This is a genomic window from Ramlibacter sp. MMS24-I3-19 (assembly GCF_050320135.1).
GTDB lineage: Bacteria > Pseudomonadota > Gammaproteobacteria > Burkholderiales > Burkholderiaceae_C > Ramlibacter.
On sequence record NZ_CP190017.1, the window covers coordinates 3,419,569 to 3,439,443 of the forward strand.

21 protein-coding genes are annotated in these 19,875 nt (G+C 70.4%); 10 read left to right on the forward strand and 11 right to left on the reverse strand.

Annotated elements, in window-relative coordinates:
* The first annotated feature begins 3 nt into the window (after nucleotides 1-3).
* The gene (locus ACPWT1_RS16980) at nucleotides 4-561 is read left to right on the forward strand and encodes a DUF924 family protein (protein WP_427912318.1); all 558 of its coding nucleotides are present in this window, start codon (nucleotides 4-6) and stop codon (nucleotides 559-561) included.
* Here ACPWT1_RS16980 and ACPWT1_RS16985 read toward each other — a convergent pair whose 3' ends face one another.
* Genes ACPWT1_RS16985 through ACPWT1_RS16995 form a run of 3 tightly spaced genes read right to left on the reverse strand, consistent with a single transcriptional unit; the run spans nucleotide 562 to nucleotide 2,608 of the window.
* The gene (locus ACPWT1_RS16985; protein WP_427912319.1) at nucleotides 562-1,299 is read right to left on the reverse strand and encodes a glutathione S-transferase; all 738 of its coding nucleotides are present in this window, start codon (nucleotides 1,297-1,299) and stop codon (nucleotides 562-564) included. It lies immediately after the preceding gene.
* 59 nt (nucleotides 1,300-1,358) lie between these two features.
* Nucleotides 1,359-1,733, reverse strand: a complete 375-nt coding sequence (locus ACPWT1_RS16990; protein WP_427912320.1) for a hypothetical protein — start codon at nucleotides 1,731-1,733, stop codon at nucleotides 1,359-1,361.
* A 44-nt stretch (nucleotides 1,734-1,777) separates the two neighbouring features.
* On the reverse strand, nucleotides 1,778-2,608 hold the full coding sequence (locus ACPWT1_RS16995; RefSeq protein ID WP_427912321.1) for an exodeoxyribonuclease III: 831 nt from the start codon (nucleotides 2,606-2,608) through the stop codon (nucleotides 1,778-1,780).
* Between the two features lie 107 nt (nucleotides 2,609-2,715).
* Here ACPWT1_RS16995 and ACPWT1_RS17000 point away from each other — a divergent pair, with 107 nt between their 5' ends.
* Nucleotides 2,716-2,940 carry a hypothetical protein gene (locus ACPWT1_RS17000; RefSeq protein ID WP_427912322.1) on the forward strand — a complete coding sequence of 75 codons (225 nt, stop codon included), beginning with the start codon at nucleotides 2,716-2,718 and terminating at the stop codon, nucleotides 2,938-2,940.
* Between the two features lie 20 nt (nucleotides 2,941-2,960).
* Here the strand turns inward: ACPWT1_RS17000 and ACPWT1_RS17005 are convergent, their stop codons facing one another.
* The gene (locus tag ACPWT1_RS17005; protein WP_427912323.1) at nucleotides 2,961-3,179 is read right to left on the reverse strand and encodes a hypothetical protein; all 219 of its coding nucleotides are present in this window, start codon (nucleotides 3,177-3,179) and stop codon (nucleotides 2,961-2,963) included.
* 116 nt (nucleotides 3,180-3,295) lie between these two features.
* Between ACPWT1_RS17005 and ACPWT1_RS17010 the strand changes: the two genes are divergently transcribed.
* The 7 genes from ACPWT1_RS17010 to ACPWT1_RS17040 all read left to right on the forward strand — a co-directional run bounded on the left by ACPWT1_RS17010 (nucleotide 3,296) and on the right by ACPWT1_RS17040 (nucleotide 9,619).
* Nucleotides 3,296-3,751 (forward strand): hypothetical protein, encoded by a 456-nt coding sequence (locus ACPWT1_RS17010; RefSeq protein ID WP_427912324.1) that lies wholly within the window; start codon nucleotides 3,296-3,298, stop codon nucleotides 3,749-3,751.
* Nucleotides 3,752-3,857: 106 nt separating this feature from the next.
* Nucleotides 3,858-4,028 (forward strand): hypothetical protein, encoded by a 171-nt coding sequence (locus ACPWT1_RS17015; protein ID WP_427912325.1) that lies wholly within the window; start codon nucleotides 3,858-3,860, stop codon nucleotides 4,026-4,028.
* A 19-nt stretch (nucleotides 4,029-4,047) separates the two neighbouring features.
* The gene (locus ACPWT1_RS17020) at nucleotides 4,048-4,293 is read left to right on the forward strand and encodes a DUF6139 family protein (protein ID WP_427912326.1); all 246 of its coding nucleotides are present in this window, start codon (nucleotides 4,048-4,050) and stop codon (nucleotides 4,291-4,293) included.
* Nucleotides 4,294-4,383: 90 nt separating this feature from the next.
* On the forward strand, nucleotides 4,384-6,582 hold the full coding sequence (locus tag ACPWT1_RS17025) for a response regulator (RefSeq protein WP_427912327.1): 2,199 nt from the start codon (nucleotides 4,384-4,386) through the stop codon (nucleotides 6,580-6,582).
* A gap of 29 nt (nucleotides 6,583-6,611) precedes the next feature.
* On the forward strand, nucleotides 6,612-8,879 hold the full coding sequence (locus ACPWT1_RS17030; protein WP_427912328.1) for an ATP-dependent DNA helicase: 2,268 nt from the start codon (nucleotides 6,612-6,614) through the stop codon (nucleotides 8,877-8,879).
* A gap of 37 nt (nucleotides 8,880-8,916) precedes the next feature.
* Nucleotides 8,917-9,126, forward strand: a complete 210-nt coding sequence (locus tag ACPWT1_RS17035) for a hypothetical protein (RefSeq protein WP_427912329.1) — start codon at nucleotides 8,917-8,919, stop codon at nucleotides 9,124-9,126.
* A gap of 307 nt (nucleotides 9,127-9,433) precedes the next feature.
* Nucleotides 9,434-9,619, forward strand: coding sequence for a CsbD family protein (locus tag ACPWT1_RS17040; RefSeq protein ID WP_427912330.1), 186 nt, complete (start codon nucleotides 9,434-9,436; stop codon nucleotides 9,617-9,619).
* A gap of 6 nt (nucleotides 9,620-9,625) precedes the next feature.
* Here ACPWT1_RS17040 and ACPWT1_RS17045 read toward each other — a convergent pair whose 3' ends face one another.
* The 7 genes from ACPWT1_RS17045 to ACPWT1_RS17075 form a co-directional block, all read right to left on the reverse strand.
* Nucleotides 9,626-11,914: a DUF3482 domain-containing protein gene (locus tag ACPWT1_RS17045; RefSeq protein ID WP_427912331.1), complete on the reverse strand. Its 2,289-nt coding sequence runs from the start codon at nucleotides 11,912-11,914 to the stop codon at nucleotides 9,626-9,628.
* 49 nt (nucleotides 11,915-11,963) lie between these two features.
* Nucleotides 11,964-12,242 carry a hypothetical protein gene (locus ACPWT1_RS17050; RefSeq protein WP_427912332.1) on the reverse strand — a complete coding sequence of 93 codons (279 nt, stop codon included), beginning with the start codon at nucleotides 12,240-12,242 and terminating at the stop codon, nucleotides 11,964-11,966.
* 108 nt (nucleotides 12,243-12,350) lie between these two features.
* The gene (locus ACPWT1_RS17055; protein WP_427912333.1) at nucleotides 12,351-12,533 is read right to left on the reverse strand and encodes a DUF3606 domain-containing protein; all 183 of its coding nucleotides are present in this window, start codon (nucleotides 12,531-12,533) and stop codon (nucleotides 12,351-12,353) included.
* Nucleotides 12,534-13,008: 475 nt separating this feature from the next.
* On the reverse strand, nucleotides 13,009-15,054 hold the full coding sequence (locus tag ACPWT1_RS17060; protein WP_427912334.1) for an ATP-binding protein: 2,046 nt from the start codon (nucleotides 15,052-15,054) through the stop codon (nucleotides 13,009-13,011).
* 157 nt (nucleotides 15,055-15,211) lie between these two features.
* Nucleotides 15,212-17,335 carry an AAA family ATPase gene (locus ACPWT1_RS17065; protein ID WP_427912335.1) on the reverse strand — a complete coding sequence of 708 codons (2,124 nt, stop codon included), beginning with the start codon at nucleotides 17,333-17,335 and terminating at the stop codon, nucleotides 15,212-15,214.
* A 156-nt stretch (nucleotides 17,336-17,491) separates the two neighbouring features.
* Nucleotides 17,492-17,752, reverse strand: a complete 261-nt coding sequence (locus tag ACPWT1_RS17070; protein ID WP_427912336.1) for a hypothetical protein — start codon at nucleotides 17,750-17,752, stop codon at nucleotides 17,492-17,494.
* Nucleotides 17,753-18,043: 291 nt separating this feature from the next.
* On the reverse strand, nucleotides 18,044-18,706 hold the full coding sequence (locus ACPWT1_RS17075) for a hypothetical protein (protein WP_427912337.1): 663 nt from the start codon (nucleotides 18,704-18,706) through the stop codon (nucleotides 18,044-18,046).
* Nucleotides 18,707-18,897: 191 nt separating this feature from the next.
* Here ACPWT1_RS17075 and ACPWT1_RS17080 point away from each other — a divergent pair, with 191 nt between their 5' ends.
* Nucleotides 18,898-19,839, forward strand: a complete 942-nt coding sequence (locus ACPWT1_RS17080; protein WP_427912338.1) for a bifunctional helix-turn-helix transcriptional regulator/GNAT family N-acetyltransferase — start codon at nucleotides 18,898-18,900, stop codon at nucleotides 19,837-19,839.
* Nucleotides 19,840-19,875: the final 36 nt, after the last annotated feature.

Below are 19,875 nucleotides of genomic sequence, written 5' to 3' on the forward strand. Positions count from 1 at the left end.
GTCATGAACTCACCCGCCACCATCGCCGAGCCTGCAGAGGTGCTGCGCTTCTGGACCGAGGCCGGCCCGAAGCGCTGGTTCCGCAAGGACGCCGGGTTCGACGCCGAATTCCGCGCGCGCTTCCTGGCCAGCCACGAGGCGGCGGCACGCGGCGATCTCGCCGCCTGGACGCACGCCGGCGACAGCTGCCTGGCCTTGCTCGTGCTGCTGGACCAGTTCCCTCGCAACGCATTCCGCGACTCCGCGCGCGCATGGTCCACCGACGCCCTCGCCCGTGTGGTGGCCCGGCAGGCACTCGCGCGCGGGCTCGACCGCCAGGCGTCCAGCGACGACCTGCGCAACTTCTTCTACCTGCCCTTCATGCATTCGGAGTGGCTGCCCGACCAGCAGCGCGCGCTCGACCTCACACGCGGGCTCGACGGCGAGCAGCCGCGCTTCGCGCAGGTGCACCACGACATCGTGAAACGGTTCGGACGCTTCCCGCACCGCAACGCGCTGCTGGGCCGGCGCACCACGCACGAGGAGCAGGCGTTCCTCGAGGGCGGCGGGTTCGCGGGCTGATCAGCCGTCCAGCTCCGGGTAGTGGCGGAAGATGCCCTCTTCGTTGAACGGCAACCGCCGCTCGCTCGCGAGGTAGGCCGCCACGCGCCGGTGCGCCGGGATGCGCTCGTGCAGCGCCGACACGAACGGGGCCCGCCTCAACACGCGCCGGGTCGCCTTGGGCAGCGCGTACAGCAGCCCGTCGACCAGCTGGAACAGCGACAGGTCGGCGTAGCTCAGGCGCGCGCCCACCAGGTGCGGCAGCTCCGCGCCGTCGTTCGGCGGATTGCGATCGAGCAGCGTCTCGAACCAGCCGATGAATTTGCCAAGGCGGTTCTTGCGGAAGTCCTCCGCGCGCCGCAAGGCCTCGGCCTTCTGGTCCTCGTAGTACAGGCTGCTTGCGACCGGATGGTGCAGGTCGTGCACTTCGGCCACCATGTCCGCGATCGTCAGCTGCACCTGGTGGATCCACAGCCGGTCCATCTCGCCGGCGGGCACCAGGCCCAGGCGCGGACCCAGGTACAGCAGGATCAGGGCGGTCTGCCCGATCACGCGACGGCCATCGACGATGAAGGGGCAGGCGAACGGCGGACGCGCCAGCACCGGGCTCTCCAGCACGCCCAGCATCGCCGGGATGCCCTGGCCCTGCTCGTGCAGGCCGCGGGCCACGTCCAGGTAGGGCGTGCCGGCCGCCTCCAGCGCGAGCCGGACGAATTCACCGCGGCCCTGGATGCCGGGCCAGTAATGCAGTTCGAGCATGGCGCACCTCCGAGCGGCCGATTGTGGCGGCACCTCGGCGGACCGCGCCGCACCGGAATTCAGTGCGGCATGTCGGCGGCCGCGCGCTGCTCCACGTCGTACGCGCCTTCCAGCCGCAGGCGTTTGATCACGCCATCGAGGCGGCTGGGATCCGTGACCCTCGCGACCAGCACGCTGGCGCCGCGCTCCAGCGCCTCCGTGATGATGTCGACGTGGTGGTAGTCGACGTTGGTCTGCACCAGGTCGGCGAACATGCGGCCGGCCGAACCGAGCACCGAGTCGTTGCCCATGCGCCGGCTGGTGCTCGCGCGCTTGAGGCGCTCGAGGTCGTGCTCGACATGCACGTCATCGCGCGGTTGGCCCGCCTTCACAAGCTGTTCGAGGGCCTGGTCCGCGGCGAAGCGTTTGTCGAAGGCGGCAAGCACGGTGGTCATGGGTCGCTCCTTGTGGTGTTGTCGGTCACGTCATTCATCGTCGATCACGTCGGCTTGCGCCGCCGGGCCGGCGCGGCCTTGCCGCCAGCCACGTCCAGCTGCACCCAGGTGGGCGCGTGGTCGCTGGCATGCGGCTGCCCGCGCACCCAGGTGTCGACGCCGGCCTGCTGCAGCCGCGGCGCCAGCGCCGGATTGAGCAACAGGTGATCGATTCGCAGGCCGGCATTGCGTTCCCAATGCTGGCGAAAGTAGTCCCAGAACGTGAAGACGGGTTCGTCGGGATGCAGGTGCCGCAGCGAATCCGTCCAGCCCTGCGCAAGCAGCCTCTGGTAGCACTCGCGGCTCTCGGGTTGCAGCAGCGCATCCTTCTTCCACGAGCGCGGGTTGTAGATGTCGAAGTCGGTCGGCACCACGTTGAAGTCGCCGGCCAGCAGCACCGGATGGTCGCTCCTGACCAGCGTCGCCGCATGCCGGATCAGCCGCTCGAACCACGCCAGCTTGTAGTCGAACTTGGGCCCGGGCTGCGGGTTGCCGTTGGGGAGGTACAGGCACGCCACCACGATGCCACCGACAGCCGCTTCCAGGTAACGGCTGTGGTCGTCGTCCGCATCGCCCGGCAGTTCGCGGCGCACTTCCAGCGGCGCCTGCCCGCGCGCGAGGATCGCGACGCCGTTCCACGAGCGCTGGCCCTTCCACAGCGCGCTGTAGCCGGCCTCGCGCAGTTCGGCCACGGGAAAGGCGCTGTCCAGTGCCTTCAGCTCCTGCAGGCAGGCCACGTCGGGCTGCTCGCGGTCCAGCCACTCGAGGAGGTTGGGCAGCCGCGTCTTGATGCCGTTGACGTTGAAGGTGGCGATCTTCATGGCTGCGTCGATCATGGCGCGCCGCACCTGGCGCATCCGTAGGACCGCGCCCCAACGCAGGCTCCGTCCTACTGCCGGTGCGCACAGCGGTTCCTACAGTGGTTCGATCGCAAGGAGACCGCATGCAGGACCAGACCAGGGACAGGCAGGACAAGGAGCAGGAGCGCACCGCGCCCGCCGCCGAGGCGGACGTGCTGGGCGAAGCGGCCCGCAACACCGGCACGATGGACGGACTCGCCCCGCAGCGCGACGACAACGCGCAGGCCGAACGTGGCCAGGCGCAGCCCGGCAAGGACGAGAACCAGGCCGGCTTCGTGAAGGATCCGGACAAGAAGTTCTCGCCGTGAGTTCCGCCGCGGCCCAGGCTTCAGCCCTTCACCCGGCTGCGACGAAAGCGCTCCGCGCCCCCGCTGCCGCCGCCATCGGGAAAGTCGTGCGGATCGAGCGGGCTGCGGCGCTTCAGCGGCGCTTCGATGATCGTGCTGGCGCTGCTCTCGCCATGGTCGGGCTTGGCGGGCACGGACGTCGTGGTGTCGGCGTCGCGTCGCAGGCGTTCGAAGTCGGAGTCGGTGGTCTCGGTCGGCATGGAAGGTTGCGGTGAACGTTGAACCCATCCTGCGCCGCGCGGCCTGCAGCCGCAGTAGGCAAGCCATGGCCCCTCGCGTAGGACCGCAGGGCAGGACCTGCCGTGGTCCGGGCGGCATGCTCATGCTGGTCGTGCTCGGCCTCGCCGCTGCCTGGCACGCGAATGCGCAGCCGCCGGCCGATCCGCTCAAGTCCGACGCGTGTGGCCGGGCGCTGGCGGCCCTGCAGGCCGCACGCACGCCCGACAGCGGTCGCACGCCTGGGCAGGTCGAAGGGCTGCGGCGCGAAGCGACGCAGGCCTGCCTGGGCGGCAGCGGTGAAGCCCGCCGGCCCTCGCCCACGGCGCAGGCCCCGATGGTGGTTCCGCCACCCACCGTGGCTCTTCCACGGTCGATCCCGCCCGCTGAAGTCGTCCTGCCTGCCCCGCCGATCGAGCGGCCCGCGGTGATCACGGCCTGCGATGCGGGCGGCTGCTGGGACAGCAACGGCAAACGGCTCAACCGGGCCGGCCCGATCCTGATCGGCCCCGGCGGCGCCTGCGTCACCACCGGCGTGCAGGTGCGCTGCCCGTGAGCCACAGACACGACATGCTGACAACGATTGCCCGAGCAGGCCTACGCCGGGGCCGTGGGCCGCATGGCGCAATGCGGGCTCGAACACGACAAGGAGCAAGCTTTCCATGGGCAACAGGATCGTCACCGAAGCCGACCGCCGCCGCAGCCCGGCGCCCGAGCGCAGTCCCACCTTCACGCCACCACGCGCCTCGATCGGGCAGAAGCTCAGCCAGGAGCGTGGCACCGCCACGCGCAACAAGAAGAACCCCGGCAAGCGGCCGCACCAGGGCGGCTGAGGCCATGACAGGAGACCGCATGCAACTCGACATCTACCGCCGTCCCGAACCCGAGCACAAGCTCTCCTTCATGGCCGTGCCCGCGGGCAAGCCGATCCCGCAGGAAGTGGACAACGTCGACTGGAAGCTGGTGGCCACGGCCACCGAGCTGGACGTGGACAGCCCGAGCCTGCGCGAGTACGCGATCGACAACGCCGCGCACCAGATCCGCGAGAAGGGCTACGCGATCACCAGCGTCACTCACCAGGTCGAGGCGAGCGACTGACCTCGCCGCGGGGCGCAGCGCCGGACGCCGCCCCGCTGTGCTACAAGTGCAGGCCCGCAGCACTGGCGCCGCGGAACGTCCGCGTCGTCCATGCGCATCCGCACCCGCCTCCTGCTGCTCTCGCTTGCCGTGCTGCTGCCCGCCATCGTTGCGGCGGCGCTGGGCATCGGCTTCGTCTACGCCGAGGAGCGCGGTATCAACCAGCGCAACCTGCAGGAGACGTCCCGCGCGATGGCGCTGGCCGTCGACCGCGAGCTCGGCACGCGCGAGATCCTGCTGAAGGCACTGGCCAGCGCGCCCTCGCTGGCTCGTGGTGACCTCGCCACCTTCCACGAGCATGCCCGGGTGATTGCCGAGGAGCGGGAGGCGTCGATCCTGCTGTCCGACGAGAACGGCCGCGTGCTGCTCAACTCGCGGCTGCCGGTCGGCACCGCGCTGCCCGCGCTGCTGCCCACCGCGGTGCAGGAACGCCGCGACGCCGGCCCCGACGTCACCATCGTCAGCAACCTGTACCGGCTGCCGAGGAACCCGGACGTGCCGCCCTCGTTTGCCCTCCAGGTGCCGGTGCCGCACACGGCCCGCCCGCATCTCTATCTCGCGATGACCACGCCGGCCAGCCAGCTGCAGGCGCTGTTCGAGCAGCAGCGGCTGCCGAGCGACTGGCACGCGACCATCGTCGATCGCCAGGGCGTGGTGGTCGCGCGCAGCAGCGACCCGGCCAAATTCGTCGGCACGCACGTGCGCCCCGAGCTGCAGGACAGCATGGCCGCCGGCGAGGGCATGCACCCGGGCATGACGCTCGCCGGCGTGGCGTCGACCGCCTTCTTCAGCCGCGTGCCGCGGTCGAACTGGTCCTTCCTCGTGAGCGTGCCGGACGCCGAACTGCGCCGCACCGGCCTGTGGGCCTCCGCGCTGCTGGGAGGCATGTCGTTGTTGCTGCTGGCCTTGGCGACCCTGGCTGCGCTGGCGGTGGCCCGGCGCACGGCGCAGCCCATGGAGGACCTGCGGCACGACGCGCAGCAGCTCGGCGACGGCGCACCGGTCCAGGCGCGGTCGAGCGGCCTGCTGGAGGTCGATGCCGTGAACGAGGCGCTGGTCGGGGCCAGCGAGCGGCTGCGGCGCGCCAGTGCCGACCTGGAGCACCGCGTGGCCGAGGCGGTGGCCAGCTTCGAGCAGTCACAGCGCGCGCTGCTGCAGGCGCAGAAGCTCGAGGCGCTGGGCCGGCTCACCGGCGGCATCGCGCACGACTTCAACAACGTCCTGCAGACACTGACCACCGGGCTGCATGCGGCGCGCCTCGGTTCGGACGACAAGGTGCGGCGGCTGCTGGCCACCTGCGAGCGCGCCGTGACGCGCGGCAGCGAGCTTGCGCGCCAGCTGATGGTGTTCGGCCGCGTCCAGGAAGTGCGCGTGGAAACCTTCGACCTCGCGCAGCGCCTGCGCGAGGTGCAGCCGTTGCTCACCGGCGCGCTGCCCACGGACATCACCTTCACGCAGGACGTGACGCCCGGCCTCTGGCCGGTGACGGCCGATCCGCTGCAGCTGGAGCTGGCGCTGCTGAACCTCGTGATGAACGCGCGCGACGCGATGCCGCACGGCGGCCGCCTGCGCCTGCGGGCAGGCAACAGCGTGGGCCAGTCGCCGGCGCAGGACCTGCCGCCCGGCGACTACGTGGCCATTTCGCTGCAGGACGAAGGCGAAGGCATGAACGAGGAGGTGCTGGCCCGCGCGCTCGATCCCTTCTTCACGACCAAGAGCGTGGGCCGCGGCTCGGGCCTCGGACTGCCGCAGGCCTACGGCTTCGCCCGCCAGAGCGGCGGCGCGCTGGTGCTTCGCAGCCAGGTCGGCGAAGGCACGACGGTGACGCTGGTCCTGCCGCGCGCGCAGGTCGCACCACAGGAACCGGCGCCGGCCGCACCGTCTGGCGGGCTGCGCGGCGCCGGCTGCGTGCTGCTGGTCGAGGACGATCCGCTGGTGCGCGACACCGTGCGCAGCGGGCTGGAGGTCTCCGGCTTCGAGGTCCAGACCGCCAACGACGCCGACGAGGCGCTGCGGATGCTGGCCGGCGGGCACTGCGTGGACGTCGTGCTGACCGACGTCGTGATGCCCGGCAGCATGAACGGCGTCGATCTCGCGCGGCTGCTGGCGCGCGAGCACCCGCGCCTGCGCGTGGTGATCGCCACCGGCTATTCGGACCGCAGCATCGACATGCCCGGCGTGCGCACGCTTGCCAAGCCCTACGCCCTGCACCAGGCGGTGGCCGCCCTCAACGAAGCGATGGCGGGCTGAGGGCGTCCACGCCGCTACCATTGGCGGCCATGCAGTACACCGTGGCCGTCCGCGCCCTGTGCGAGTTCACCGCCAAGGCCGGTGACCTGGACCTGCGGTTCACCCCCTCCCCCACCGCCCAGGAAGGCATTGCCGGCCACGCGGCGGTCACCGCCTCGCGCGCCGCGGGATACGAGCGCGAGCTGTCGCTCGTTGGCGAGTTCGAAGGCCTGCGCGTGCGCGGCCGGGCCGACGGCTACGACGCGGCGCGCAACCGGCTCGAGGAGATCAAGACGCACCGTGGCGACCTCGCGCGGCAACCGGCCAACCACCGCCACCTGCACTGGGCGCAGGCCCGTGTCTACGGATGGCTGCTGTGCGAGGCCCGCCAGCTGGAGCAGATCACGCTGGCGCTGGTGTACTTCGACATCACGACCCAGAAGGAAACGGTGCTGGAGGAAGTGGCGCAGCGCGAGGACCTGCGCCTCTTCTTCGAGGACCAGTGCCGGCGCTTCCTCGACTGGGCGCGCCAGGAAGCCGCGCACCGCGAGACGCGCGATGCGCAGCTCACGGCCCTCGCCTTCCCGCATCCGTCCTTCCGCGAGGGGCAGCGCGAGCTCGCGGAGGCCGGCTACAAGGCCGCGGCGCAGGGACGCTGCCTGCTGGCGCAGGCGCCCACCGGCATCGGCAAGACGGTGGGCACGCTGTTCCCCGTGCTCAAGGCCTGCCCGGGGCAGAAGATCGACAAGCTGTACTTCCTCGCCGCCAAAACGCCGGGGCGGCAACTGGCGCTCGACGCCCTGCAGGTGATCGGCAAGTCCGCGCCGACGCTCCCCCTGCGCGTGCTGGAATTGATCGCGCGCGACAAGGCCTGCGAGCATCCGGACAAGGCCTGCCACGGCGAGTCGTGCCCGCTGGCGCGCGGCTTCTACGACCGGCTGCCGGCCGCTCGCTCGCAGGCGCTCGCGCAGCGCGCGATGCACGGACCCGCATTGCGCGAGGTCGCGCTCGCCAACCAGGTCTGCCCCTACTACCTCACGCAGGAACTCACGCGCTGGGCCGACGTGGTCGTCGGCGACTACAACTACTTCTTCGACACCAGCGCGCTGCTGCATGCGTTCGCGCTGGACAACGGCTGGCGCGTCGCCACGCTGGTGGACGAGGCGCACAACCTCGTCGAACGCGGGCGGCAGATGTACTCGGCCGAACTGGGCCTTCCGGGCTTGCGGGCCGCGCGCACCGGCGCGCCCGCTCCGGTGCGCCGCGCGCTCGACCGGCTGCGGCGCGCCTGGAGCGAGTTGCTGCCCGAGGGCTCCGCGACCTACGCCGTGCTCGACGAGATCCCGGGCGGCTGGCTCGACGCGCTGCAACGGGCATCGGCCGCCATCGGCGACCACCTGAACGAGGCACCGCTGGAGCCGCCCGGTGCGCTGCAGGAATTCCACTTCGAGGCGCTCGCCATGCTGCGGCTGGCCGAAGCCTTCGGCAGCCACTCGGTGTTCGACGTCACCGTGCGGCCCGGCCGCCATGGACCCGAGGCCCTGCCATGCATCCGCAACCTGGTGCCCGCGCCCTTCCTGAAGCCGCGCTTCGAGGCGGCGCATGCGACGGTGCTGTTCTCCGCCACGCTCAACCCGCCGGGCTATTACCAGGACATGCTGGGGCTGCCCGAGGACACCGTCTGGATCGACGTGGCCTCGCCATTCAGGGCTGAGCAGCTGTCGGTGCGGCTGGTGCGCAGCATCTCCACGCGCTGGGCCGACCGCGATCGGTCGCTGGCGCCGATCGCGGATCTCATCGCGCGCCACTACGCCGCGACGCCGGGCAACTATCTCGCCTTCTTCAGCAGCTTCGACTACCTGCAGAGGGTCGCAACGCTGCTGCGCGAGCGGCATCCGACGCTGCCGGTGTTCGAGCAATCGCCCGGCATGCCCGAGCCGCAGCGGCGCGCCTTCATCGACCGCTTCGAACCCGGCGGCCAGGGCATCGGCTTCGCGGTCCTCGGCGGCAGCTTCGGCGAAGGCATCGACCTGCCGGGCGATCGGCTGGTGGGCGCGTTCATCGCGACGCTCGGCCTGCCGCAGGTGAACCCGGTCAACGAGGAGATGCGACGCCGCATGCAGCAGGCGTTCGGCAACGGCTACGACTACGCCTACCTCTACCCGGGTATCCGCAAGGTGGTGCAGGCGGCCGGCCGCGTGATCCGCACGCGCGAGGACCGCGGCAGCGTGGTGCTGATCGACGACCGGTTCGCGCGCCCGGAGGTGCGGGCGCTGCTGCCAGCGTGGTGGCAGGTGCAGCTCGACCCGCTGCCGTGAGGCGCAGCGGGCTGCATCCCTGACGGCAGGATTTGCAATGGCGGGCCGCAAGGCCCGCGTGGCTCAGCGCGACGAACTGCCGCTGGAGCCGCTGCCCGAATCCGACGAGGATCCGCTGGGCGATCCCTTCATCGAGCCGCTGCTGCTGCGTCCCGGATCCGTGCTGGTGGAACTGCCGGCGCTGGGCGTGCTGGTGGAGGAGCTGCTCGATCCCATCGAGCTGCCGCTGCTGGACGAGCTGCCGTAGCTGCCATAGCCCGAGTTGCCCGACGAGGTACGGGCATCGCCCGCGCACGCGCCGAGCAGCGCCGTGGCCGCGCAGAGGCTGGTGAGCGCGCCGAGGCGCAGGAAAGTGGAACGCATGTTGACTCCTTGCTTGGTGACGTTCGTGGCTCGCGATGCGAATCGCTCCAGCAAGACGGCAAGCGCCATGCCCGGCCGCTGCGCGCAGCGGGGCTGTAGTCCAGACCGCACGGGCAGCGTCGCCCTGCACTTGCTTGCGCGGCCGCGGTGCGGGACTACCTTGGGAGCATCACCACCGAAAGGAGTCTTCCATGAACACCGACCAGGCCAAGGGCAAGCTGAAGGAAATCGCGGGCAAGGCACAGGAGCACGTGGGCCGTGCCACCGACGATCGCGACCAGGAAGCGAAGGGACAGGCCAACAAGACCGAGGGCAAGGTCCAGAAGAAGGTTGGCGACGTCAAGTCCGGCGTCGACAAGATCATCCGCAAGCCCTGAGTGTCCTCAGGACCGCTGGCCGTGCAGGCGCACCAGCGCCTGCTGTGCCAGGCGGCCCAGCGCGTCGGCCAGCCGCGTGCCGGCCGCGCCATCCCCTTCCTTCGCTGAACGCGCCTGCGCCAGCAGCTCGCGCAGTTCGGACCGCTGTGCCTCGGTGACGTTGCGCACGGCGTCCTGCCAGCCGGCGTCGCTCGCGACTTCGCGGCCCGCATGGGCCACGCGCAGGTAGCGCAGCAGCGCCAGATCCACGAGGCCGAGCAGCACACGCTCGTCGAGCATCACGAGGGACGCGCCGGGTTGGCCGGCACGGTTCTTCCATGCCGCGGCCACCAGGGCCGCACCGCCTCCCACCAATGCGCCGAGGGCGCTGGCCGCGCCGAGCGTGAGGCCGCCCGTCATCAGGTCGACCGCCGCGCCCATGGCTGCACCGCTGGCTGCGCCGGCCAGGCCGCTCTGCGCCTCGTCCACCGCGTGGTGCACGCGGACCTCGCCCGGCAGCGCATGGTCGATGGCGGCCTGTCCTGCATCGACGCCATGCAGCGCCAGCAGGTGGCGATCGGTGGCCTGCTGCCGCTCGCGCACGCGGGCCACCAGGGCTGCGGTCGCGACCTGCCGCGCCGCCTCGCTGGCGTCGCGCTCGCCGCGCACCACGAGCTGCCGCACGCCCAGCGGTTGCACCTCCAGCGGCTGCGTGTCGCGCGCGCAGGCGAGCAGTTCCTCGGCCACCGCGTGCATCGCGCGCCCGAGGCGCGCGTGCGCATGCTGCGACCACAAGGCCGAGAGTCGATTCCATCCCGGCGCCATGTGGCGCGGCAGGAGCGGGCCGATCGTGTCCCGCAGCTGGGCATCCTCGTGCCAGGTGGGCAGATCGGTGAGCGGAACGATGGCGACGCGCAGGCCCGCGCCCCGCAGCGCCGTGGCCGGCCCCTCGGCTCCGCGCACCGCGGACATCCAGAGCACGGGCGTGGCCGCGGCCTTGAGAGGAGCGACGGCCGCAGCCAGTGCCGTCGCATCGCCCAGCACCAGGACCACGTCCGGCGCCTCGGCGCCATGGTCCTCCGCGCGTGCGCGGAACCGCGCCAGCCAGCCCTGCACGCCGAAGGGTGCTGCGCCCGCGGGCAGCCATGGCTCGCAGACGAGCACGTCGCCACGCGGCGTGTCCAGCACGGTCCAGCGGCCGGCGGGCGGATGCGGATTGGCCTGCGCGCCGGCCTGCGACAGCACCACCTGCAGCACCTGCGCGTCGGCGCCGGGCAGCACGTGCACGCCCAGGCGCACGCGCGCCGGCCGGATGCGCCCGAGCAGCGCGACGAAGTCCGGCGTGCGCAGGTCGATGGCGATGGCGCGCGAGAGCCGGTACTGGCCGAACGCGGCCCACAGCGCCAGCAGCGTGCGCGGCAGCACCACCAGCACGCCCAGCAGCGCAACGTACAGCCCGACCCACCGACGCGCCTCCAGGCGCCCGACATCGATGCCCGAGCCGAAATGAAGCCGCGCCAGTTCGGCCTGGCTGAACGGCTCGATGGGCAGCAGGGCCACGACCGGCGCGAACAGCGCGCGCAGCAGCGCATGCACCTGAGGCAGGTCCAGCAGCGTGCTTTCCCAGCCGACCCGGTATTCGCGCACCAGGCCACCCGCCACGATCGACAGTGCGACGCCGACGGCCCACGCCGCTGCGCAGGTATGCATGATGCGGCGCCACCGCTGGCCTTCCAGCGGACCGGCATGCCGGAACCAGGCGAGGCCGAACGCCTTCGCGACGTCGCCGCGCAGGCCGCCGGTGCGCCGCTCCAGCAACTGCGACAGCCAGGACGACGACGAGGGCGGCCGGGGCTTGCGATGCGGCCAGAACGCCATCACCAGCAGGATCAGGTAGACCGTGAGGTTCCACAGCACGAAGGCCAGCAGCGGCGGCGACAGCAGGTTGACCTGCTTGGGGTTGTCGATGCGGTCGATGAAGCCACCGAGCACCAGTGCCAGCAGCGGCAGGAGCCAGCCGGCCCAGTGCTGCCACGACGGCTGCTGCGCCAGCGCCGCCAGTCGCGGCTGGCGGTGCGACACCAGGTCCAGCAGCCGGTCGGCGCGGGCCAGCAGCCACGCGCGCGCATCGACGGCCTGGCCGCGGCCCGGATCCCCGGTGGCCGCAAGCGCGTCCTGCTCGATGCGCTCGCGCTCCGTGGTTCCGACCAGGCGGCCCTGGGTGTCGACCTGGTCGATGGCCTGCACCAGCAGCAGGCGGCGCGCGGCCGCTTCGGGCAGCAGCAGGCGGTCGGGGGTCAGGTCGTCCGTGGGCAAGCGGCCATTCTAGGAATGGCGCGGCCGTGGCGGGGCCACGAAGTCTGTCTCAGCGGTTCTTTTCTTCCGCGAGGCGCCGGGCCTCGCGCATCACGACCACGCTGGGCTGCTTTTCGAAGGGCGTGGGTGGCAGCCCGATGAGCGCCTGCAGGTAGGCGTGAGCCCGGTTCATGTCGGCGCCGATCATGGCGAGGGCCACTTCGTGGTCGGGCTCGTTCTGTGCGATCTCGAGGTAGGCCGCACGGAAACGGGCGTAGTCCGCTTCGGCGCGCGCCACACGGCGCTGCACGGCCTGCATGTTCGCGTACTCTTCACGGGTATAGCGCATGGACCCATGCTAGGCAGCGGCCCCGGGGCGAGGTGCAACGCCCGTGCAAAAGTCCGGCAACCCTGCAACCGTGTGAAACGCGTCACGCGCTTTCGCGCGCAGCAACCCTCAGCGCGCCTGCCGCAGGAACCGGCGCACGTTGTCCGGATCCGCGCCGATCGACTCGACGGCGTGCTGCAGTTCCTTCTCGCTGCAGCCCAGCCACTGCATCCAGTTGCGTTTCTCCCATTCGTGTTCCAGGCTGATCTGGATCTCTTCCCAACCGGCCGAACGGCCCTTGTCTTCCGACATGGTTGCGCCTCCTTGCTGCGTGGCCACAGCGTAGGTGCGCACGCTCGCGGTCCGCATCGGAGGACGCATCAGGCGCAGGTGAGCCGGACCCGGGCCCGACTGTAGGACCGTGCACTGCTGGCGCGTGCGTGAGCAGCGAGTGGGGCGACGCTCCACGCCGCCTCCCAGCACCGTCCTACACGCAGCGCACTGTGGGGCTCCCTAAGCTGGTCCCCGGAATGACAGAAGTGATGACCCGGTCCAAACCGACAACGAAAGGCGCGCCCAAGAAGTCGCGCGGCAGCAGGGTCCGCGCGGCAACGCCGCGCCGGGCAGCCGCAGCGGCCAGGGCTCCAGCAGCGCGCTGGCCGAGATGCTGCGCCGGCAGGCCCAGAACCCGCGTCCCGGCGCCGGCCAGCAGCAGCCGCTGCGCGACGGCGAGGACGGACGCGGACAGCGGCCCACCCTGCCTCCGCGGCCGGGCCATTGAATGCGATCAGTCGGCGCGCGCCGTGGATCGCGCGAGCACGTCTTCCAGCGCGGCGAGTTCGACGGGCTTCGTGAGGTGCGCGTCGAAGCCGGCCTCGGCGGTGCGACGGCGATCTGCCTCCGCGCCCCAGCCCGTGAGCGCGGCGATGAAGACGTCGGCGAAGGCCTCGTCCGCGCGGAGCGCGCGGGCGACCTCGAGCCCGTCCATCACCGGCAGCCCCAGATCCAGCAGCACGATGTCGGGGCGGAAGCGCCGCGCCTGCTCGAGGGCCTCCCGCCCGTCGCCGGCGCCGGCCACTTCATAGCCCAGCATGTCCAGCAGCGCGAGCAGGGTCTCGAGACCGTCCTTGTTGTCCTCGACCACCAGCACGCGGCGGCTGCCCGCGCCCGCCTCCGCACCGCCCGCGTCGTGGCGCGAAGTGGCGGAAGTGCGCTGCTCGGCGAGAGGCAGGTCGACCGTCACGCGCGTGCCCTCGTCCTGTCCATCGCTGTGGACGCGAACGCCGCCCCCGTGCATCTGCACCAGCGTGCGCACCAGGGCCAGGCCGACGCCCAGGCCACCCTTGCCGCGCGACGCCTGCGGGTCAAGCTGGCTGAACATCTGGAACAGCCGGTCCTGCTGGTCGGGCGGGATGCCGATGCCGTTGTCCACGACCTCGAGCACGGCCTTGTCACCGCTGCGGCGCGCCGCCAGTTCGATGCGGCCGCCATCCGGCGTGTACTTGGCCGCGTTGTTCAGCAGGTTGCCGATCACCTGGATGATGCGCGCAGGGTCGGCCAGCAGCATCAGGTCCTCGTCCGGCAACTGCACCACCAGCTCGTGGCGCGCCGTCTCGATGGCGGGACGCGCGGTTTCCACCGCACGCTCCAGCAGCGTGCGCAGCCGCACGGGCTCGCGCTGCAGCTGGATCAGCCCCTGGTTGATGCGCGACAGGTCCAGCAGGTCGTCGATCAGGCGCGCCATCTGGCTCACCTGCCGGTCGATCACTCCCTGCGCGCGCGCCTGCGCCTGCGGCTCGGGCGCGAGGCGCAGCATCGAGACCGCGTACTTGATCGGCGCCAGCGGGTTGCGCAGTTCATGGGCCAGCGTGGCGAGGAACTCGTCCTTGCGCCGGTCCTGCTCGCGCAGCATCGCGCTGTCGCGCACGCGCTCGATGTGCGCCCAGCTGCGCTCGACCACGTCCTGCACCAGCGAGACCTCGCGTGCCGTCCACTGGCGCGGCTGCGACTGGTGCACCGCCATCATCGCGACGAGCCGGCCATCCTTGACCAGGCCACAGCAGATGATGGCCTTGATGCCGATCGCGTTGAACATGCGGGCGCCGCCTTCGTCGCCCAGCTCGGCATCCACGTCGCCCACCACCAGGTGCTCGCCGCGGCGCAGGCTGGCGGTGGCGCGCGGCCCGAACAGCTCGAGCGAATAGACGCCGGCGCTGCTCTCGATGCCCGTCATCGACCAGTCGCTGCGGATGGTGAAGCGGTTGCTGTCGGCATCGACGTCGGCATAGGCGCAGCGGGTCGCCCCGAGCGCCTCGCCGAGCAGGCGCGCCGTGACCTCCATCACCGCGTTCGCATCGGTCTGATGCCGCGTTGCCTGGCCCAGCCGGTCGAGGAAGCGCAGGCGCTCCTCGCTGTGCCTGAGGGCGGCCTCGTCGCGCAGGCTGGCGGTGACATCGACGCAGACGCCGACCCATTCGCAGACCCGGCCGTCCTGCTGCATGGCCGCGGCGTGCGCGACCACGTCGCGCCAGGCGCCGTCGCGCCGGCGCAGCCGGTACGCAAGCTCGACGGTGCCGCACGTCTGGACGCCGGATTGCCAGGCGCGCGCCACGCGGACGCGGTCGTCCGGATGCAAGGCGTCGAGCCAGCCGTCACCGCCGTACTGGGCGAAGGACAAGCCGGTGAAATCTTCGAGGCCCGGCAGTGGGCGGCGGACCTGTCCCTGGTGGTCGGCAGACCAGACGAACGTTGCGGGGAAATGGGGAGCGGAAGCAGTCGCGTGAGTCGCGGGGCCCGCAGGCAGCCCGCTGGGCTGCACATCGGATTCCAACATAGCGGCCGATCATGCCATCGCACAAAACTCAGCAATGCCAACTCGAGGGGAGCGCGGCGCTTCACTTGTCCGGTTGTGCGCACCCCGTCACGGTTGCCGCGGCCATGAAAAAGGCCGGCAGAGCCGGCCTTCTGGTGAATGGCTGAGCCAGCAGCGATCAGCTGGCCAGGCCCACCTTGGTGTTGAAGGTGAAGCACGCGGCTTCGAACGCGCGGATCTCGTTCAGCGCCTCGCGCAGGCTCATCTCGCCGGCATCCATCAGCTTGCCTGCCAGGTGCTCGGTGAGCGGCTTCAGGCGCGACAGCAAGGCCTTGGTCTCGCCGTACAGGCGCTCGCTCTGCGCTTCCATGATGCTGCGCGTTTCCTCGTCCACGGCCTTGCTGCTGCCTTCATGCGCCAGGGCGCCGAAATTCAGGCGCGTCTTGCGGTACATGCCCATCTCGCCGACGGCGTGGTGCAGCAGCTTGGTGACGCGCGTGATGTCGTTGTGCGCGCCGTTGGTGGTGCCTTCCTCGCCGAAGAACAGCTCCTCGTTGGCCATGCCGCCCAGCAGCACGCGCACGTCGTGCTCGATGTCGCCCTTGGTCTTGAGCAGGTTGGCCCCCTGCTTGTGGAAGACGAAGCCCAGCGCGTTGTTGCGCGGGTTGGCCTTGAGCGAGATCTTGATGGTCTTCATCTCGGCCAGGATGCCTTCCCAGTTGCCACCGGCCTTCTTGCGCTCGTGCTCGAAGTCGACCAGGAAGTGGCCCCACTCGTGGATGGCGATGATGCGGCGATCGCGCTCGCGCTCCTTGGTGGTGTTGGTGTTGACGTTGCCCACCAGCACGCGCTCGGCGGCCTGCATGAGCGTGTCGGCACCGATCATCAGGCCGGCCTGCACCGCGGTGATGCCTGCCTGGTTGACGATGGTCTCCAGGTCGGCCGGGCTGCGGCCCTCGGTGATCTCCACCAGGTGGCGCAGGTCCAGGTCGGGCAGCACCTTCTCGGCGCGCTGCGACAGGTAGTGGGCGATGATCGACTGGCGCTCCTCGCGGTTGGGCAGGCGGAAGTCCACCTTCATCTGGAAGCGGCGCAGCATGGCTTCGTCCATCTGCATCTGCTCGCTGTTGAAGTTGGAGGCCACGATCCAGATGATCTCGGCGTCGTTCTTGGTGCGCACGCCGTCCAGCACCGCCAGCAGCATGTTCTGCGTGTCGTCGTCGAACTTGCGGTGGCCACCGCGCTTCATGAACAGGTCCTGCGCCTCGTCCAGGAACACGATGCAGCGCTTGCGGCGCTTGGCCATGGCCACGATGCGCGACAGCGTGTTGGCGCCGCCACCGACGTACCCGGTCTCCAGGTTCACGGCGGAGTGGAACAGGATCGGCAGGTTCAGCTCCTTGGCCAGGTAGCTGGCGAGCTTGGTCTTGCCGGTACCGGCCGGGCCGCTGAACATCACGTTGAACGGCTTGTTGATGCCGTACTCCGCGTACTCGGCACGCCGCATGTACTGGTCCTTGATCTGGGCGACCTCGCGCTTGATGTCGTCCATGCCGACCAGGTCACCGAGCGAGCCGTTCACCTGCGCCGGCTCGATGAACTTCAGCGCCTTGAACTGGCCCTTCAGCTGGAACGCCAGGAAGCCGAGCAGTCCCAGCGTGAGCGCCGCGGAGAGCACGCCGGAGACACCGGCCTTCCACGCGTCCTTCTCGGACTGCGGACGGGCGCCGGCAAAGCCCTGGTCGAGCTTCTCCAGCAGCAGCACGCTGCTGGGCGCCAGGTCGGAACGCGGCACGAACGTGAGCTTGCCGCTCCACGGCGCCGACACGGCCTTGTCCGAGAAGATCTTGGTCTCCATGTCGGACGGGTAGTAGGCGTACTGCTTGCCCTGCGCTTCCACGATCACGACGCGTTCGGAGACGTTCCACATCAGCGGCTTGTAGATCACCGTGATGCGCTCGATCGGGTGGTTCTGCAGGAAGCTCAGCAGGGAGCCGGTGCCGAACTCGACCGGCAGCTTGTCGTTGAAGGCCGCGACGCCTTCGGAGGCACCGGCCATGCTGCGCACCTGCTCGGCCACGGCAGCCTGCCGCTGCATGAGCACGAGCGAGTAGATGCCGGTGGCCGGGATCAACAGGACCACGGCCACCACCAGCAGCTTGATGGCGGTGTTCTGGATCACGAACCAGTCGGAAAGACGCGCGGCGGCTTTCTTGATCGACAGCCACAGGCTGCTGTCGGACGGCTGCTCGTCGTTGTCGAATTCGGAACGGGGTTGGGTACTGACCGATAAATCAGACATGCATGTCCTCTCTTGTCGGTGCAATCCTACAGAGCGAGCCGTTTCCGTGCGAGCGAAAAGGCCAAGCCAACCGCATTGGGCGGCGATCGCGTGACTAATTCACGCGGTCGAGTCGAGTGGTATGGCTGAGCTGTGGTAGAGGCGTACGCAACGCCCCTAAGCAACGGCTGGTTCGGGCGACGGAAGCAGCGTTCGCAACTGCTCGAGCGCGCGTTGCTGCGCTTCCTCGAGCGCATGCTGCGGATCGGCGTGCAGCCCTTCGCCGCACAGCTTCACCAGGCAGTTCGCATCCCAGTAGCTCTCGGGTCGACGACGGCAGATCTTGGCGTAGCCCAGGTAACCCTCGGTGGACGCGCCGGTCTCGCTGGCATAGCTGGCGATATAGAAGCCGTGGTGGGGACCGGTGATGCGTTCCATGACTGCCCTGCTCGTCCGTGTGCGATCGATTGTTCGGCGGCTCCGCTCGACCGGATGTAGGACAACGCCCCGGCACGCTTTTCGTTGTCGCAGGAACCCCGGCCCCGTGCCACGATCCAACGCATCGGCCGGGTTTTTTTTCAAGTTTCTTCCCCCGGCTGCTTGTCCCCGGCCCATCAAAGGTCCGGGGGCTTTTTTGACTGTGACAGCACGTAGGGCCTGTCCTACCGTGTAACAGCCTTCCCTCCCAACGGTCGCGCCTCGCGCGCTCCCTAGCATCGCGGCTCGCGTTCAAAGGTCGTTCAGGAGGCGCGCATGTCGGAAGTCGGTCTGCTGGTGCCAGGGTTGGGGATTCCGCGGCTCGACGCGCCACGCGCGGCCTTGCGGCAGCTGTTCCAGCGCACGCCGGCGCACACCGTCACGGAAGACGGCGCGCGGCTCTACGAAGGCGAAGGCCAGCCGGTGCTCGTGTTCCCGCGCGAAGGCACCGGGCCGGAAAGCACCGCGGCATTGCGGGCGCTGCTCGCGCAGGCCGGTTTCCGGCCACACGACTGGGGACAGGGCATCGACCGCGGCCCTGGAGCGATGGGCCTGAACCGCTGGCTGCGCAAGCTCGAGGAATGCGTGATCGACGTGTTCGAGGCGACGCAGGTGCCCGTGACGCTGCTGGGATGGGGCCTGTCGGGCATCTACGCCCGCGAACTGGCCAAGCGCGCCAATCCGCTGGTGCGCCAGGTGATCACGCTGGGCACGCCCTTCAACACGTCCGCGGATCCCCAGCGCCAATGTCCGCTGGTCGCGATGCTGGACAGCGGTCCCGAGCGCATGCCGCTGGCCGTGCGCCAGCGCCTGCGCCAGCGGCCGCCAGTGCCGTCGACGTCGATCTACAGCCGCGACGATGGCGTGGTGCGCTGGCAGCAGTGCGCCGACCACGACGGCGTCGACTGCGAGCACATCGAGGTGGCGGGGACCGGCACGAAGAGCTGGCCATGCATCCCCAGGTGCTGGAGATCGTCACGCACCGGCTCGCGCAGCCCGAAGACAGCTGGCAACCGTTCGCCGCCAGCGGCCGGGCCGCGCTGCACGCCTGACGTCGCGGATCTCCGATTCTTGACGCCGTCAAGCAATTGCTTGACGATGACAGGATGTCGGCAGCCCAACCGCCCGTGGCAGCCGCGCAGGTGCAGGCGCTGCGCGGCTTCAACCGCTTCTACACGCGTCGCATCGGCGTGCTCGACCCGTACCTGGGTGGCGAGCTGTCGCTCACCGAGGTGCGCGTGCTCTACGAGCTGGCGCACAACGACCAGCCCACGGCCAGCGAACTCGGGCGCGGACTGACGCTGGACGCCGGCTACCTGAGCCGCATCCTGCGGCGCTTCGAGCAGCGCGGCTGGCTCGAGCGCGCGCCCTCGCCGGCCGACGCGCGCCAGAGCCTGCTGCGGCTGACCCGCGCGGGCCGTGACGCCTTCGCGCCGCTGCAGCAACGCTCACACGATGAAGCCGAAGCCATGCTGGCGCCGTTGCCGCACGCCCAGCGCGATCGCGTCGTCGCCGCCATGCAGACCTTGCAGCGCGCCCTGGGCGATCTGGAGCCGCCCGCTGCGCGCACCGTCCTCCTGCGGGATCCGCGGCCTGGCGACCTGGGCTGGGTGGTGCAGCAGCACGGCGAGGTGTATGCGCGCGAGTACGGCTACACGACAGAGTTCGAGGCGCTGGTCGCCGAGGTCGCGGCCAGCTACCTGCGCACCTTCGACCCGGACTGGGAGAAGGGCTGGATCGCAGAACTGGATGGCGAACGCGTCGGCTCGGTGTTCGTGGTGCGCAAGTCGGCCACCGTCGCCCAGCTGCGGCTGCTGATCCTCTCGGCGCATGCGCGCGGGCTCGGACTGGGCGGGCGGCTGGTCGACGAATGCATCGCGTTCGCGCGCGGCAAGGGCTACCGGAAGATGGTGCTCTGGACCAACGGCCAGCTCGCGGCGGCCCGGGCCATCTACGCCTCGCGCGGGTTCCAGCTGGTGTCCAGCGAACCGCTGCATGCGTACGGGCAGAAGCTGGTGGGCGAGACCTGGGAACTGCGATTGCGTTGATGCGCGTTCGGAGTCCTTGACCCCGGGCGCATGGAT

Coding starts and splice junctions, on each gene's coding strand:
- ACPWT1_RS17040 (WP_427912330.1), top strand. CDS start 9,434: ATGAACACCGACCAGGCCAAGGGCAAGCTGAAGGAAATCGCGGGCAAG.
- ACPWT1_RS17015 (WP_427912325.1), top strand. CDS start 3,858: ATGGGCAACAGGATCGTCACCGAAGCCGACCGCCGCCGCAGCCCGGCG.
- ACPWT1_RS17030 (WP_427912328.1), top strand. CDS start 6,612: ATGCAGTACACCGTGGCCGTCCGCGCCCTGTGCGAGTTCACCGCCAAG.
- ACPWT1_RS16995 (WP_427912321.1), bottom strand. CDS start 2,608: ATGATCGACGCAGCCATGAAGATCGCCACCTTCAACGTCAACGGCATC.
- ACPWT1_RS17050 (WP_427912332.1), bottom strand. CDS start 12,242: ATGCGCTATACCCGTGAAGAGTACGCGAACATGCAGGCCGTGCAGCGC.
- ACPWT1_RS16980 (WP_427912318.1), top strand. CDS start 4: ATGAACTCACCCGCCACCATCGCCGAGCCTGCAGAGGTGCTGCGCTTC.
- ACPWT1_RS16990 (WP_427912320.1), bottom strand. CDS start 1,733: ATGACCACCGTGCTTGCCGCCTTCGACAAACGCTTCGCCGCGGACCAG.
- ACPWT1_RS17000 (WP_427912322.1), top strand. CDS start 2,716: ATGCAGGACCAGACCAGGGACAGGCAGGACAAGGAGCAGGAGCGCACC.
- ACPWT1_RS17060 (WP_427912334.1), bottom strand. CDS start 15,054: ATGTTGGAATCCGATGTGCAGCCCAGCGGGCTGCCTGCGGGCCCCGCG.
- ACPWT1_RS17005 (WP_427912323.1), bottom strand. CDS start 3,179: ATGCCGACCGAGACCACCGACTCCGACTTCGAACGCCTGCGACGCGAC.
- ACPWT1_RS17070 (WP_427912336.1), bottom strand. CDS start 17,752: ATGGAACGCATCACCGGTCCCCACCACGGCTTCTATATCGCCAGCTAT.
- ACPWT1_RS17055 (WP_427912333.1), bottom strand. CDS start 12,533: ATGTCGGAAGACAAGGGCCGTTCGGCCGGTTGGGAAGAGATCCAGATC.
- ACPWT1_RS17025 (WP_427912327.1), top strand. CDS start 4,384: ATGCGCATCCGCACCCGCCTCCTGCTGCTCTCGCTTGCCGTGCTGCTG.
- ACPWT1_RS16985 (WP_427912319.1), bottom strand. CDS start 1,299: ATGCTCGAACTGCATTACTGGCCCGGCATCCAGGGCCGCGGTGAATTC.
- ACPWT1_RS17065 (WP_427912335.1), bottom strand. CDS start 17,335: ATGTCTGATTTATCGGTCAGTACCCAACCCCGTTCCGAATTCGACAAC.
- ACPWT1_RS17035 (WP_427912329.1), top strand. CDS start 8,917: ATGGCGGGCCGCAAGGCCCGCGTGGCTCAGCGCGACGAACTGCCGCTG.
- ACPWT1_RS17080 (WP_427912338.1), top strand. CDS start 18,898: ATGTCGGCAGCCCAACCGCCCGTGGCAGCCGCGCAGGTGCAGGCGCTG.
- ACPWT1_RS17020 (WP_427912326.1), top strand. CDS start 4,048: ATGCAACTCGACATCTACCGCCGTCCCGAACCCGAGCACAAGCTCTCC.
- ACPWT1_RS17010 (WP_427912324.1), top strand. CDS start 3,296: ATGCTCATGCTGGTCGTGCTCGGCCTCGCCGCTGCCTGGCACGCGAAT.